A 15847-nucleotide genomic window follows, 5' to 3' on the forward strand; every position below is an offset into this window, starting at 1 on the left:
ATAGTATAAAAGCACTTTTGTAAAGGTTCACACTATTTTTTACACTAAAAAGAAAATAGTATAAAAAAGCATACCATAGAACGGCATCAACAGCAGCGAACATCCAATCATTTACTGACATATTTTTTCTCCGGTAAAAACTAACCTAATATATAATCAAAAAATTACACAAAACAAACCATACTTTTCAATAAAAATTTTTTACTTCTTTTTTAAATAAAGCAATTGTGCATTAATCGCTACCACCACAGTACTTAAAGTCATCAATAATGCACCAAAAGCCGGATCTATCATTATGCCATAATTATAAAAAACACCTGCAGCAAGCGGAATCGCAAAAATATTGTAGCCTGTCGCCCAAAGTAAATTTTGAATCATTTTTTTATAAGTTGTGCGCGAAAGATCTATAATATCCACAACTTGCTTAGGATCATTTTGAACCAAGACAACATCTGCCGACTCGATGGCAACATCAGTACCTGCACCAAGCGCAATTCCCACATTTGAAGCAACCAGAGCCGGTGCATCATTAATACCATCGCCCACCATTGAAACAATGAAACCCTCTTGTTGTAATTTTTTAATTTCTGATGCTTTTTCATGCGGTAACACTTCAGCAAGCACGGTATCGATACCCAATTTTTGTGCCACAATTTGCGCAGTCTGTTTATTGTCCCCAGTAATCATAGCCACTTTGATACCCTGCTTGTGCAACATATCAACCGCTTGTAATGACGATTTACGAATAACATCGGCAACTGCAATAATACCAATAACTTCTGTTGCTGTCGAAACAAAAAATGCTGTTTTTGCTTCTTTTACAATTACTTTCAGTTTTTGCAAAGCTTGATCTAAGTTGTTCGGTTTTACCAAAAAGTCCGTAAGCAAACTCGGCTTACCAATAAAGTAAGTTTCATTGGCAATTTTGCCCGTAATGCCCTTACCTACAATGGTTTGCACCTCTTGCACGGAAACTAAGTCAATTTGTTCTTCTTGTGTCTTTTTTATAATAGCTTGTGCAATACTATGCTTTGCATGCTGTTCCAAACTAGCTGCTATCACCAATAGTTCATCAGCAGAAATATTTGTTAAAGAAACCACATCAGTTATCTTAAACGCACCTTCGGTCAATGTACCGGTTTTATCAAAAACCACCATCGTAACATTTCGTGCATCCTCAAATGCTGTACGATTTTTTATCAATAAACCACGTCCTGCAGAAATTGTAGTGATAGCGGCAACCACTAAAGGAATCGCTAATCCTAAAGCATGTGGACAAGTAATAACCATTACGCTGACCATACGTTCCAATGCAAATGAAAAAATGCCGGTAATATATAACCAACTTATTAATGTGACAACACCTGCAGATATAGCAATAATTGTTAACGCAAATGCCGCTTTATCTGCTATATTTTGTGCTTGTGATTTGCTCGCCATCGTCTCTTTGACCAACGAGATAACTTGAGAAATATAATTATTTTTTTGATCTTTTTGAACACGAATTGTCAATGAACCAACCTCATTCAACGCACCTGCAATAACCGAATCTCCCTTCTTCTTGAACCTTAGCTTTGATTCGCCGGTTAATGCGGCTTCATTCAGTTCAGATTCACCTTCAATAATCACACCATCGGCAGAAACTTTTTCGCCAGGACGCACTAAAACTATATTCCCTTTTTTAACATCCGCAGTCGGAATATCTTTTATTGCACCATTGGCAAGAACAATATGCGCCTGCACAGGCATCAATGCTGCCAGCTTTTGTAATGCTTTAGAAGCACCCATCACCGAACGCATTTCAATCCAATGCCCTAACAACATAATATTAATTAATGTTGCAAGTTCCCAAAAGAATATTGGCCCTGAAATAAAAAAAACAACCGCAGCACTATAAAGATACGCCACGGTAATAGATAGACCAATCAAAGTCATCATGCCAGGCTTAAATCTTTTAACCTCTTTGTACAAACCAAGTAAAAATGGTTTTCCTCCATAAAAAAACAGTATCGTTGCCAACATAAATCGTACATATTGATCTCCAGTAAAATGCCATGATACACCAAATATATCCTGTAATGTAGGTGATAATATTAATAAAGGAACAGTAAGAAAAAATGAAACAAAAAAACGTCGTTTGAAATCTTGTAACATCATATAATGATGACCAGTTTGCATCATGGTTTGTTTCCTCATATTTATTATGTTTTATTACAGAATAAATATGAACTTCCATAAAACACAAGGTCTAAGGTATATTAAAAAAAATATATATAAGGATAAAAAAAATGAACTATATTCCCGCTGATGTTCCATCACAAAAAAAAGAACTGTACCAAGAAAATCTCAATACAATCACACGCAACTCTGAACATCTGTTTCTTTTTGCCGGTGATCAAAAAATTGAACATTTAAATGCAGACTTTCACAGTGAATTTGCTCATCCTAAGCACCTTTTTAACATCGCACAACAGGGTAACATTGGCGCATTCGCAACGCAACTTGGCTTAATTGCACGTTATGGCAACCAATATAAAGAAGTAAATTATATTGCAAAACTAAACAGTAAAACAAACATTATAAAACAAAACAAACCATCTCCATGGCAACAATTATTTTCACAAAAATATAAAAGCACTGATCCAATAAGCAAACAAATGTGGTCTGTTTCTGATGTTGTTACTCTAAAAAATGAATCACAATTAAAAATTCGTGGTGTAGGTTATACCATTTATTTGGGATCTGAATTTGAATCTGAAATGTTAACTGAAGCTGCACAAATTATATGGCAAGCACACCAACACGGTTTACTTACTATTTTGTGGATTTACCCTCGTGGCTTTGCCGTCAAAAAAGATGACACACTTGAAATGTTGGCCGGTGCTGCGGGTGTTGCAAACGCACTTGGTGCTGATGTGGTTAAAATAAAAGCACCAACAAATGCTCCTCATCATTCAGCAATTGAACAGTTACATCTCATTAAACAAGCTGCCGGAAACACAAAAGTTATTTGTTCCGGTGGCAAACAGGTTGATACTGTTTCATTTTTAAAAAGAATTAAAGATCAAGTTCATAAAGGTGGTATTGCCGGTGCTGCCGTTGGGCGCAATGTTTTTCAACATTCACTCAGTGATGCAATTAACATGACAAAAGAGTTATCTCGTATCATCTATACGAGATAACTCTTTTGTCATGTTTTGTTTTTCCTCTAAAACTGTTTATTTGGTGTTGCGACCTTATATTTTATTTTTTTCAATAAGTGTGAACATTATAAGCCTACAATGCCTATGCTATTTAATTGTACAAGTTTTCATCCTGAGTGATTTTACGAAGTAAAATTGTATCGAAGGATACCTTTTTTTATGGATTCCTGCCTTCGCAGCCTGCCCGCCTTAGCTTTAGCGACGGCTGGGAATGACAAAGGGGAAGAAATAAGCACGAGTTAGTAAATAGATTTCAAGTAACTATAAGATATCTAATATATTGTATTTATTGCATAAGGTAACTTAATGACAAGCGTTACGTATGACCGATAACGTAACAGTGGCCGAAGCAAACCATCATTTTTGAAAAAAATGTGGTTCTGTGTGTGCCACTGCATTTACGTGAGAAATTGGGATTCAAAAGGTCCTCCTTTTGTGTCTTGATTCTTAAGTGTGTGACAAGACACACTTAAGGGCCGGCCGACAGGCCAAAAAAAATATAAAAAGAAAAGAATCTTTATTTACGAAATAAAACAAAAAACGAAATATAATTTAAATAAAAGGATTTAAAAAAAGGAATTATCCTTTTTTAACCCTTTTATTTTTTGGCTTATCCTCTAAAGACTTTTTAGAAACAACAGCACTCTTACCATACAAAAATTGACTCAATAAAAAGCCTGCTAAAACTAATGCACATAACATTAAGAGATATATAAGATACCGTAATAGATAAATATAAAACATTACAGAATCTAAATCGATTTTTGCCACCAAACCCCAATTAACTTGTGGAATAAAATACCAAGCAGAAGCAGTAATTATACCTCGATAATCACGACTTATACCAAATCCTTCAAAGCCGGACGCAGCTTTTTCAATAGGCAACTCTAAATCGTTACTAATCTCTTTACGTGCAAACATAAGCTCCGGCGATATACGTGGAGGCAATACAAATGACAGCTTGTCACCTAACCGTTCGGCAATAAGGAACTCTCCTTTTTCTCCCAATCCGGTAAACTTATTTATTACATCCTGTATCTGCTCACTATCCAGCTGCGCAACTAAAAAACCAATTAATTTTTCTTCAAAAAAAACCGGCATTGTCATAAACAAAGCCTCTTGCTTGACTAAAGGATCATACATAAGCTGAGAAATTTCAGAAGTAAATGTCATGCGAATAAGTTCAAATGACTTCGTAATAGAACTATCGCGATATTCCTCGGTTATGTTTCTCCCTACCAGCCCTTCAAGAGTTGAAAAAATAAACTTTCCTGTTTGATCTATCAAAAAAATCTGTTTATAACCAAAAGATTCCTGATAACCACGCACAAATGATTGCATTTTCTTTACTTGCAGTGCAGTAATTTCACTCTGACCACCTGCAAAGGCAATTAATTGTTGCATATATTCACTTCGCGCCAATTCAACAACATAACGCCGCTGCTTTTCAATAAAAAATATAATTTCATTTGTTCGTTCATTAGCCAAGAAAAAAAGTTCTTTTTGTTTCATTATTGGCCAATAATAAGACAAGGGAATATATACACAACCTATAAAAACTATCTGAAGCAATAATATTAAAAAAATCCGCACTGTACGTAATGAGGAAAATACTGCTTTCATATCTATTCTTTTGCCCATTTGCCCCCCCATTGTTGATATAAATTATTCAAAATATCATTCCATTCATCACTCGACTTATAAGGGTACACAACTGGATAAATTGCTTTTTCCGAACTCCACTGAATATCAAACTGCCCCTGACTATTTACTTTTCCAATACGCGAGTATTTCCATGTATGATGATTAAATCCATCCGTATATATAATCCCCTCAGGAGCTTTTTTACTTTGGCTAGCAATTTTATCTATCACTTTTTCCGGATCAGATGATTGAGCCAAAAAAACAGCCCTGCTCCAAAGATATACGCCAAAATATGCTGCCTCCATAGGATCGGTAATCACCCTGTCTTTACCATATTGCTCTTGAAAATTTTTAATAAAGTCTTTATTTATTTGACTATCAATACTTTGAAAATAACTCCAAACCGCATAATCACCAATTGTCAACGAAATATCCATCTGTTGAAGTTCGGCTTCAGCTATACTGAATGACATCGTTGGAATTTTATCAGAGGTTATTCCTGCTTCACGTAATGCTTTGAAAAAATAACCATTAGTGTCACCATTTATATTATTAAGAATAACATCAGGTTGCTTTATTTTTATGTCTTGTACTATATCTTGCACATCCTGTGTTCCTAATACAAAATACTGTTCTCCCAAAATTTCTGCATCCAGTGAATTCAGTTGCTCTCTCATAATAATTCCTGCAATGCGTGGATATACATAGTCAGAACCAACAATATAAAATTTTTTACCTAAATTATCGTAGCTCCAATTGACTCCCGGAAATATCTGTTGATTTGACGTAGCACCTGTATAAATAATATTCGATGAAGATTCTGCGCCTTCATACTGCACTGGATAAAACAACAAATTATTATATTTTTCAACAATTGGCTTTACCTCTTTACGGCTGGCTGAAGTCCAACAACCAAAAATAACCTGCGCTTTTTCTTCCGTTATCAGCCATTCAGCTTGTTGAGCAAAAGTTGACCAATTTGATTTGCCATCAACAACAATCGGCTCAATTTGGCAGCCTAAAAGCCCTCCTTTTTCATTTATCTCATCAATAGCCATCAATACGGCATCAACAACAGGTCGCTCACTAGATGCCATTGTTCCGGTCATTGAATGCAAAACGCCAACTTTAATAGTTTCTTTGTTTCTAAAAAAATAGCTGTACACACCCACAGTTAACAATACAGCACAACAGAATGCTGACAAAAAATACAAAATAATTCGTTTCATATTTAAACTTTTTCAATAAGGTTTTTTATAACATTACACTATCATTACAAGCGACTACATTACAATGATTAAACTAACTCGCTTGCTTTTTTATATAAAAATACTATATATTTGATGCAGATTGTCACCATACAAAAGTAGGACACTAGAACATGACGAAACTTGTATTGATTATCCTTATAGTCAACTGCACAACTATTACTGCCAATAAAAAAAGGCCTTCTTCCGATCCATACCGCACAACACACCTACAATTAGATTCACACCGCCCCCGATCCATGGAAATTTTGAATTTATCACCATTAACAAGTTCATCTCCTAGAGCAATCGCTGAATCAACGCCAAGACCGGAAAATGATCCCGATTTTCATTTGGCACAAATGCTTAATGAAGAAACAAAAAAACGTATAAGCTTAACCGAAAAAACAAAAAAAAAATCACTCGAAAAAAAACCTGCGGCTGCCGCTGTCCCAAGACTCAATCTAAGCCTGACTGAAAGTATTAAACAATGCTATCAGGCCTTAGCTTTCCTTGCCTTAGTCGATAAAAGATACGAAGAAAATGAACAAGTAAAAAAAGAAATAAAAAAAACAATATTCTATATCTCCATCCTTGATCCATCATTTGATAAGAGCAAACCACACCATCCTCCTGAAACAGCTCGACAAAATTCAGGCCGAATGAATTATTGGAATAAATATGAATCAATGCTAGAAATCGAAGAAAAGAAAAATCTGAGCCCACTTGCACATGATTCAACATCAGATCCACAAAAAAAACGAACTGTGCCTCGACTCAAACTAGAAAAACCGGAAGAAGAAGAAAGCATAATTCCGCGCAAAAAGTACAGTAAAATTACTAAACTATCTCTATCGGACAAAGAAGCTAAAAATCTTTTATCAAACCTTAATAGAAAAATAGAAACCAATGTATATGATGGTCAAAAAGAATTTATAGGGCCTATATATAATTTAATCGACAATATCTCTACACGAATTTTCCCCTCAAAAACCCCTCTGGAAAGCCCACACCGACCCCCTCGGTCTCCTCGGTTACTTATGCATATATTTAAAAAATCCAGACAAAAAAAAGCTATTGATAATGAACAGAAAATAATTGAGCAAAAAAAAGCTCTTTCACAATTGTTTCCCGTTTTCAACATCTTATACAATTCATATCTACTTGAAACCAATACAGCACAACGCAGTACAATAGAAACATATATTCTCAAGGCCTCCGATCTAATTGCTCATTTTGAACGAAATGACTATTCTATTATCATTCCGGAAGATATACAGCTATCTATTGATAGGTGCCACATCATTGTCGAGGGTATAAAAAAACCACGAAATGAAGATCGTAAGAGCCGGGAACTGACTATAATGCAAGAAGTATTTCTTGAAACCGGTCGAAAATTACTCAGAAAAGAAAAACAGTTTTCTTATAAAGAAAAAATGGAAACTTGGCATAAAGATGTATGGCAAGAAAAAATTATCAATCATAAAACATTTCAAAAAGCTGCCATACGACTACTGGAAAGAACCACAAGAATTGACGACTTAATAAAAGTTAATGGAATGATTCATCAATTTCCTTTATTACTAGAAAACAAAAAAATACAAGCGTTAATAATTCAAGCGCAAAAAAAATTAAAAAATGATGCTCAAAGATCTCGTATAATGCGTTCGCGTAAAAAACCAAGGGGCAAAAGTGTATAATAGACTATTTTGCTTTATCTTTTTTGCGCCATTCTTTATTAAAAGCGCTTCGATTTCACCCATTTTTTTATCTTCTGCCAATGGACTTATTTATGCAGCTGAAAAAACACAAAAAAAACCCATTAAAACGCTGGAATTGTATTATGGCGCCTTATCATTCTATACCACCACTTATCATCAAGAACAATGCCCTATCTTAAAAATATCGATGCACGATAAAATAAAACAACTTCATCATAAGACTCAAACTATAATTGAACAAATAAAAAAACATGATAAAACATCTGATTATATTTTATCGCCCGAATGGGACTTTGTAGACACATCAGTACGGACTATTTTAGATACACCTATGGAAACAAAGCCACTATTTGAAAAATTGCACGAAAAAGCTCTTAAACAACAAATACTCAATATAAGTTCGAAAGAAATATCATCTATTGAAAAATACTACCATCAAACTGAAGATCTTTATAACAAACAGATAATTGCCGGACATCTTTTGTGTATGGCAAACTCAACATCACAAAAAAATAATCTAAATATATCTATAGATGCAAAACCTATAATTGAAAAATCAAAACAATTGATTGAACATAGTAAACCAATCACAACATCAATAAATTTACCTGATCGTTTTTTATCAGAAGTTGCCAATCAATATTACCATGACCTGTGGAATATGTGGTATGCATATCAACATATTGAAAACCTATATGAACGCTATCAAATTTCAAAAAACATCGCCCTCCTGCTTCCTTTTATAGACAGCTTGTGTCTAAATAAACCATCGTGGTATACATTGAAAAATCTATGGACTCACCATCTTGTTTCCACACAAGATATGCTCGTGCATTTGCATATACCATTAATTGAAGAACAAGATACCCTGATAAACCCTCATACATTAAACATGCTAAATGCTATTTATGAAGAATCAACCTATACTATAGACGAAAAAGAACATTTACTTTCTATTGCTTGTCAACTCATACAGAAATGTAATAATGATAATCTCACAAAGTCTCAAAAAGATTTGTGGGAAAAAAGATTTAAAGAATCAAAATATAATCCTGACTATGTTCACTTTTATGCTACTCAAATATATAGCATTATAGGAAATAATCACCATGCACAAAAAAAGTTTAATGATGCAAAAAAGTATTATTTTAAATCTATTAGATCTGCTAATAATTTTTTAAAAAATTGCAATCAACTCAATGAAAGTAAACAAGCATATGAACTCATAAAACATATGTGCCTCAAACTATCCTGGATTCTTGATAAACGTAGAGAAAATAATACTATCTTATTTAACAATGATGAAATGAATTTATTATACAAATCTCTAGAAGTTATTGATTGCAAATGGCTCAATCAGCATATTAAAACAATCGAATTACATTATGAAGCTACAAAATGTATCGAAATACTCAAACAGTATTATGCATATAAAACAAACAAAACTGTGAACAGTTTTTAAAAAATTTTTGTATAGTAATGATCATTATAGATGAAATAATTTTTTATTTTGTCATCCCTGAAGGGGATCCAGCGAAATCCGGTGTAATGTTAATAAAGTCTTGGTCAATGAGGCACATTGTCTAAAGAATATCATAAAAACACAATTTAAAAACATTAGAAACCAATTCAATTTTTAAATAAACAAACTTTTTGGTCAAGTATTCCTCTAGATCACACCGATTACCGCTGGATCCCCTTCAGGGATGACAAAATGGGCAAATTTATTTGTTTTACTTAGATTATTATCACATCCTGTTTAAAAATTGTTTGAATTTGAGCAAGTATTAATTTAATTACATCTTGATTATAGAAATATGCATTCATTCGGCAGAGTTAGACATTAAAAATGTTCACAGTATAAAACAAACAAAACGATACAATAAAAAAGCCCGACCAAAAGATCGAGCTTTAAAAAATATAATAGTCTTAAAATGCGATTAATACATTCCTGGCATTCCACCCATGCCGCCCATACCACCAGGCATTGGAGCTTGAGCTTCTTTTTTATCTTCAGGAATTTCATAAATAGAAGCTTCAGTTGTTAATAACAATCCGGAAATTGAAGCTGCATTTTGAACTGCAGATCTGGTTACTTTTGCCGGATCAATAATACCGGCCTTAACCATATCTACAAACTCACCATTTTTTGCATCAAATCCCATATTGCCTGTTGATTCTAATACTTTATTAACCACAACAGAAGATTCGAATCCTGCATTTTTTACAATGATGCGCAACGGCTCTTCAATCGCTTTGCTTACAATTTGTGCGCCAAGCATTTGATCACCTTTAAGTTGTAATGCTTCAATTGATTTTTGCGCTCTGATTAATGCAATACCACCACCGGCGACAATGCCTTCCTCAACAGCTGCACGAGTTGCACTTAATGCATCATCAATGCGATCTTTTTTCTCTTTCATTTCAACTTCAGTCGCTGCACCAACTTTTATAACTGCAACACCACCGGCAAGCTTTGCCAAACGTTCTTGCATTTTTTCTTTGTCATAATCTGAAGTTGTATTTTCAACTTGCATACGAATTTGTGCAACGCGATTTCTGATCGCTTCTTTATCGCCTTCACCTTCAATAATAGTTGTATTTTCTTTAGTGATGACAACGCGTTTTGCATTACCCAAACTATGCATAGTTACATTTTCAAGTTTCAAACCTTTTTCTTCTGAAATAACTTCTGCTCCAACCAATACAGCAATATCTTCCAACATTGCTTTACGGCGATCACCAAAGCCGGGAGCCTTTATTGCAGCAACATTAATGGTGCCGCGCAATTTATTTACTACCAAAGTAGCTAACGCTTCACCTTCAACATCTTCTGCGATAATTACCAAACCACGACCTGATTTTGCAGTTTGTTCCAGAACCGGTAACATTGATTTCATGTTACTAATTTTTTTGTCACATACTAAAATCAATGGATTATCCATAATGGTTTCCATTTTTTCTGCATTGGTAACAAAATATGGTGAAAGATAACCACGATCGAACTGCATGCCTTCAACAACATCCAGCTCATCATACATACCTTTTGCTTCTTCAACAGTGATCACACCGTCTTGACCAACCCGCTCCATTGCTTCAGCAATCTGTTTACCAATTTCAAGGTCTGAGTTTGCTGAAATAGTTGCAACTTGTTCAATCTCTTTTTTGTCGCTTACCGATTTTGCTTGGCTTTTGATATTTTCAACTACAGCTTTTACTGCTTTATCAATCCCACGTTTAAGATCCATAGGATTTGCACCGGCAGTTACATATTTATTACCTTCACGAAAAATAGCTTGAGCTAAAACGGTTGCTGTTGTGGTTCCGTCACCTGCCAAATCAGCAGTTTTACTTGCAACTTCACGCACCATTTGTGCACCCATATTTTCAAGAGGCTCTTTTAACTCAATCTGTTTTGCAACGGTTACACCATCTTTAGTGATACTTGGTGAACCAAATGAACGTTCATAAACAACGTTTCTACCTTTTGGACCCAAAGTGACTTTTACTGCATCGGCAAGTGTATCTACACCTTTACGAATACGCTCTCGCGCATCTGAACCGAAAAGAATTCTTTTTGATGACATAAGTTTTCAACTCCTGTGCTTTAATGAAGCAGTTTTTTCAAAAAATCTGTATTATGATTTTTCAACAATTCCTAAAATTTCTTCTTCACGAATAATCAAATGATCATTTCCGGCTTCGGTGCCGGCATATTTACCAAAGTAAACAATATCACCAACTTTTACATCCAAAGGAATATAATTACCCTCTGAATCTTTAGGTCCTGACCCTACAGCTAAAATTGAACCGGTTTGAGCTTTTTCTTTTGCCGCATCGGGAATAATGATACCACCGGCAGTTTTTTCTTCTTCATCAATGCGCTTTACCAAAACGCGATCTCTTAATGGTTTGAATTTCGCAAACATAGCGTGTTCTCCGGTTAAAAAACAGATAGTTTAATATGACTATTTTGAATATAATAAAACTTTGCTTAATGTCCTAGTAACCTTAATTATAAGAAAATATATGCAAAATGCAATGAACTTTTTTTGATATAGATACACTCATATTTTTGTATGATTCATGTCGAAAATTGAAAGTTAAAAACTCATTTAATGATGTCGTTTAGTTTACCATACAATTACTCAAAAAACCAATTGACAGCCTCTTAGCTCAGAGCAACCTCATTGATCTTTTTTTTACAGCATTGCGCTCCTCTTTTAGCACAAGTGCTTGCATTATTATTATTGTTATCAACATCTTGTTCAGCTGTTTTTTTGACTAACTCTGTTACTTTTTCAGGCGTTGGTTGATATAAATCAAGCAGATTCCCTCCAACATCTTTAAAGCTGGCCATAATGCCATGAACCGCTTCTTTTGGCTCTGATAGAAACTCAACCGAATCTTTGAGTTCATTATATGCTTTTTTTACATCTGCAACTTGCAGGACAATACCGGTGCGCGTACCTTCTGATGAGACATTTGTGGGACACAAGCCAAGCTTGATATCGCCAAGTTGCATTTCTGCCCATTTATCTTTTATATGAAAAACAAGCTTTAAACCAAGTTTTTGATAAAAAGCTATTGCTTTTGCAATATCAGGTTGCATTACAATTAACATATGAACTTTTTGAACCGTCTCGCTCACGTATTATCCTTTATTTGTACCTTTTATTATTAGTTTATCATATGCATAATAAACTACAAAATATCAAAAAAAAGAGGCGCCTATGTAAATAAGCGCCTCTAAAATATCTATTGTACTATCTTATGCCTGTGCTTCAAGCTCACGAGCAAACTGTTCATCAGCTGCAATTTGTGCTTGTCTTTCTCGATAAAGATCTTCTTCATCGCGCATAAGGTGTCCTGCCAAGTCCTCATTCGTGATCTCAACATGCAACTGTCCTTCTTGATCTTGAAGGTAAGCTGCAAACTGTTCATCAGCTAACAACTGATTAACCAATGCAACAATATCTCGTTCATCAACGGTTGTTTGATCTTGATCAACACCACCATTGAGTTCTTCTTGTAATTGACGTGCATACTCAGCATCTTGCAATTCTAACTCAAGCATCATTGCATATACCAAGTCATTCACTTCTTGTTGACGCATTTTACGCGCTGCATATTTTGTTTTGAGCATATATGCCAAACCACCAACAGTTATCGAACCTGCTGCTATCGCTGCTGCGATATACGGATTTTGAACAATCGCGTTTTGCAACATTGCTGCATTACGTGTTGTGAAATCACGCGTATTTTTCCAACCATTTTGACATGCCTCAGCTGTGCAATAACCAGATACCGTATTCCAATTAGCCCATGTGGGTAAACTTGGCAAACTCGGCATACTCAAAAAAGTTACTGATTGAGCTACAGATGAAACAGCCAACAACATTACTAACGCCAATGAATGTAAACGTGTCATAACAGACCCCCATTGTTTAAGATTAACATTCTCTTCCAGTGTTAATCAAAAACAAGTCTATGTCAAAAGGCCCTTCTTTAGGCCCTCTTTTTATTACCTTTTTGCAACAAATATTTATTATTCTTATAGGAGTTTCATTGATAAATATTGCACTCCTTCCCTCTTTACATATTACAAATAAGCAATCGAGTAGCATCTAATAAAAGAAATTGGTAGGGTAAGAAAAAGAAAAAAATAAATAAGGAACTGCTCATGTTTGAAATTTGGCCCTCATTAATTTCAGCCGATTTACTGAATCTACAAAAAACTATACAAGAACTTGATAATCATTGCCATGGATACCATCTTGATATTATGGACAATCATTTTGTACCCAACCTAACCTGGGGGGCACAGTTCATGAATGCAATCGCACAAAACACAAAAAAACCATTGTGGATACATTTAATGATTGAACAACCAGAGAATTTTCTTGATACATTGTCTGTTCCAGAAGGCACCTATATCACCTTTCATGTCGAAACAAAATCAAATATTGAAACGTTAATTAAAGAAATAAAAAATAGAAAATGGAAGCCCAGTATTGCAATAAACCCAAAAACATCTATCGCAAATGCTTTTCCATACTTGGACGAAATAGATCAAATAGTATTAATGTCAGTAGAGCCCGGTTTTTCCGGTCAAAGTTTTATACCGGAAGTACTCAAAAAAATCACTCCACTTAAACATGAAATAAAAAAAAGAGATGTGTCTATAAACATCGGAATGGATGGCGGCATAAACCGCAACAACATTATTGAAATAGCCAATTTAGGTGTTGGTCAATTTGGCATTGCATCGGGAATTTTCAGTTATCCAAATCCGGTACAAGAACTTGAATATTTATATCAATTATACGCAAAAGAAAAAGGAACCCTATAAAGGATTCCTTTTTCAGTTTTTATTTAACTATCGTAGTTTAAACAGCTGCTTGTAAAATTAGAGCTGCAATTCTTTTCTGTGAACCACGTGGAGCATTAATGTCTGCTATTTCATTCAAGTGAGTTTGCAATTCTGCAGACAAAGTTACATCGTCGTTTTTAACTGTTTTAAGTAATTGACCTAATTCAGCTGCATTTGCAGGAATTTTAGCAATTTCAACTACCGATGGATTTTCAACTGCTACTGGAGCTTCTTCTTGAGCAACTACTGGAGTTTCAACTACTGCTGGAGTTTGATCAATTATCATTGAAGATGAATCTTCAGTTGCTTCTGATTTAGCACTCCAAGGCAATCTAGTGCGAACTGATTGAGCTGCAGATTTAGTTGCAGTCGCAACTTTGTCATAACCAGCTTTTGCTACATTTGTAATTGGTTTACGATGAACACCTGCAAGTGCCAATGCACCAACAGCTGCTTCACAAGCAACTACAGTTTTAGTTTGTGCAGGAACATAAGCATAACCAGCTTTTGCAATGTCAACAGTTTTTGAAGCTGCTTTACCAGCAAAATCTTTTACCGGACCGGCAACTTTTTCAAATGTACCAGGAAGGTAATATTCAATACCACCGACAACACCTACAGTTGCAACAGCTAACGCAATTGAACCACTGATATTTTTATGTTCAACAATAGTACCTCTAACATACTTAGCTGCATCTGTAGCCTTATCTTTTACTATAAACAGTTGATCTGTAACACCAAGATCATGCTTATATTTAGCATAAGCTGAAGCACCACCTACAAGTGCCAAGGCACCCGCAGCTGCTTCACCGGCAACTATAGCTCCACTTTGCGCAGGAACATAAGCACATCCGGCAGTTACTGTATCAGTAACTTTATCGCCAAAAGGCTTAATCATATTCCATACAGAAGATGCTAAAGAACTTGTTGACGGACAAGATTCCGGCAATTTATCAAAATAACTTGCACCAGCATAAGCTGCTGCTGCACCAGCAAGAGCTATCGCACTTGTTGCTACTTTATTATTTTGTACCAAATTGAACAAACGTGCAAAATATCCCGGTTGTACATCTGTAGAATCATTAACTACAGGAACTACAGAAGCTTCTTCTTGAACTTCTGTTGCATTTGATGGATTTCTCCATTTATTATATGCACCATAACTTAGACCACCCAAAGCTGCTAATCCTGTTGCACCTGCAACACCATAAGCTATTCTTGGATGTTCTTTTGCTGCATCAACAACAGTATCTTTAGCTGAAACAACAACGTCTAGAGCTGATTGACCATACTCTTTAGCTGTATTCCAGTAGCCTGATGCTGGAACAACTGACGAAACTACATTTGAAGATGATTCATTTACTAAAGCAAATGCATCGGGCGCATAATCATCAAATGCAAAAACTGAACTCACAGTCAAAGCACTAAACATTAATGCTACAACTGTATTTTTTGGGCTCTTCATAAGAGACCTCCTCCATTAGATATTAAAAATAACCTCACATTTCACCCATTTTTTCAAAAAACCATTTTTTGACTAAGCGAAATCTGTTTTTTCATCTTACTATCAAATATAAACATAAAAATCATTTTGTCAATAAATATATTGGTTAACACAATAAAATTTCAATATGAAATACTACCAATTATAGTAAGTTC

General features: G+C 34.9%; 12 protein-coding genes. 4 read left to right on the top strand and 8 right to left on the bottom strand.

Features of this window, described 5'->3' with window-relative positions; genetic code table 11:
- Nucleotides 1-201 precede the first annotated feature (201 nt).
- Complete coding sequence (locus tag WD055_01695; GenBank protein MEX0848914.1) at nt 202-2181, bottom strand: copper-translocating P-type ATPase; 1980 nt, start codon at nt 2179-2181, stop codon at nt 202-204.
- Nucleotides 2182-2288: 107 nt separating this feature from the next.
- Between WD055_01695 and WD055_01700 the strand changes: the two genes are divergently transcribed.
- Entirely contained in the window at nt 2289-3182 is an 894-nt protein-coding gene (locus WD055_01700) for an aldolase (protein MEX0848915.1), read from the top strand.
- 600 nt (nt 3183-3782) lie between these two features.
- On the opposite strand, the gene WD055_01705 is transcribed toward WD055_01700, so the two are convergent.
- Both WD055_01705 and WD055_01710 read right to left on the bottom strand, forming a co-directional pair.
- Entirely contained in the window at nt 3783-4826 is a 1044-nt protein-coding gene (locus WD055_01705; GenBank protein ID MEX0848916.1) for a cache domain-containing protein, read from the bottom strand.
- Nucleotides 4827-4828: 2 nt separating this feature from the next.
- Nucleotides 4829-6076: an urea ABC transporter substrate-binding protein gene (locus WD055_01710; protein ID MEX0848917.1), complete on the bottom strand. Its 1248-nt coding sequence runs from the start codon at nt 6074-6076 to the stop codon at nt 4829-4831.
- 152 nt (nt 6077-6228) lie between these two features.
- Between WD055_01710 and WD055_01715 the strand changes: the two genes are divergently transcribed.
- Complete coding sequence (locus tag WD055_01715; GenBank protein MEX0848918.1) at nt 6229-7794, top strand: hypothetical protein; 1566 nt, start codon at nt 6229-6231, stop codon at nt 7792-7794.
- The gene (locus WD055_01720; GenBank protein ID MEX0848919.1) at nt 7787-9277 is read left to right on the top strand and encodes a hypothetical protein; all 1491 of its coding nucleotides are present in this window, start codon (nt 7787-7789) and stop codon (nt 9275-9277) included. Before WD055_01715 ends, WD055_01720 begins: the two co-directional genes overlap by 8 nt.
- Before the next feature lie 478 nt (nt 9278-9755).
- Here the strand turns inward: WD055_01720 and groL are convergent, their stop codons facing one another.
- From groL to WD055_01740, 4 genes are all read right to left on the bottom strand, one after another.
- Complete coding sequence (groL, locus tag WD055_01725; protein MEX0848920.1) at nt 9756-11402, bottom strand: chaperonin GroEL; 1647 nt, start codon at nt 11400-11402, stop codon at nt 9756-9758.
- A 51-nt stretch (nt 11403-11453) separates the two neighbouring features.
- Entirely contained in the window at nt 11454-11744 is a 291-nt protein-coding gene (locus tag WD055_01730; protein MEX0848921.1) for a co-chaperone GroES, read from the bottom strand.
- 242 nt (nt 11745-11986) lie between these two features.
- Nucleotides 11987-12466 (bottom strand): VOC family protein, encoded by a 480-nt coding sequence (locus WD055_01735; protein MEX0848922.1) that lies wholly within the window; start codon nt 12464-12466, stop codon nt 11987-11989.
- A gap of 120 nt (nt 12467-12586) precedes the next feature.
- Nucleotides 12587-13246 (bottom strand): hypothetical protein, encoded by a 660-nt coding sequence (locus WD055_01740; protein ID MEX0848923.1) that lies wholly within the window; start codon nt 13244-13246, stop codon nt 12587-12589.
- Between the two features lie 252 nt (nt 13247-13498).
- On the opposite strand from WD055_01740, the gene WD055_01745 reads away from it, so the two are divergent.
- Nucleotides 13499-14167, top strand: coding sequence for a ribulose-phosphate 3-epimerase (locus WD055_01745; GenBank protein ID MEX0848924.1), 669 nt, complete (start codon nt 13499-13501; stop codon nt 14165-14167).
- Between the two features lie 37 nt (nt 14168-14204).
- Here WD055_01745 and WD055_01750 read toward each other — a convergent pair whose 3' ends face one another.
- A complete protein-coding gene (locus tag WD055_01750) occupies nt 14205-15653 on the bottom strand; it encodes a hypothetical protein (protein ID MEX0848925.1) in 1449 nt (482 codons plus the stop codon).
- Nucleotides 15654-15847 lie beyond the last annotated feature (194 nt).

Source organism: Candidatus Dependentiae bacterium, from assembly GCA_040878395.1.
Taxonomy (GTDB): Bacteria; Babelota; Babeliae; order Babelales; family Vermiphilaceae; genus JAKBEL01.

What these genes read in the sequence shown, in the direction of transcription:
- WD055_01705 (MEX0848916.1), bottom strand. Translation starts at nt 4,826, where the DNA reads ATGAAAGCAGTATTTTCCTCATTACGTACAGTGCGGATTTTTTTAATA.
- WD055_01695 (MEX0848914.1), bottom strand. Translation starts at nt 2,181, where the DNA reads ATGATGCAAACTGGTCATCATTATATGATGTTACAAGATTTCAAACGA.
- WD055_01710 (MEX0848917.1), bottom strand. Translation starts at nt 6,076, where the DNA reads ATGAAACGAATTATTTTGTATTTTTTGTCAGCATTCTGTTGTGCTGTA.
- WD055_01745 (MEX0848924.1), top strand. Translation starts at nt 13,499, where the DNA reads ATGTTTGAAATTTGGCCCTCATTAATTTCAGCCGATTTACTGAATCTA.
- WD055_01730 (MEX0848921.1), bottom strand. Translation starts at nt 11,744, where the DNA reads ATGTTTGCGAAATTCAAACCATTAAGAGATCGCGTTTTGGTAAAGCGC.
- WD055_01740 (MEX0848923.1), bottom strand. Translation starts at nt 13,246, where the DNA reads ATGACACGTTTACATTCATTGGCGTTAGTAATGTTGTTGGCTGTTTCA.
- WD055_01700 (MEX0848915.1), top strand. Translation starts at nt 2,289, where the DNA reads ATGAACTATATTCCCGCTGATGTTCCATCACAAAAAAAAGAACTGTAC.
- groL (MEX0848920.1), bottom strand. Translation starts at nt 11,402, where the DNA reads ATGTCATCAAAAAGAATTCTTTTCGGTTCAGATGCGCGAGAGCGTATT.
- WD055_01750 (MEX0848925.1), bottom strand. Translation starts at nt 15,653, where the DNA reads ATGAAGAGCCCAAAAAATACAGTTGTAGCATTAATGTTTAGTGCTTTG.
- WD055_01715 (MEX0848918.1), top strand. Translation starts at nt 6,229, where the DNA reads ATGACGAAACTTGTATTGATTATCCTTATAGTCAACTGCACAACTATT.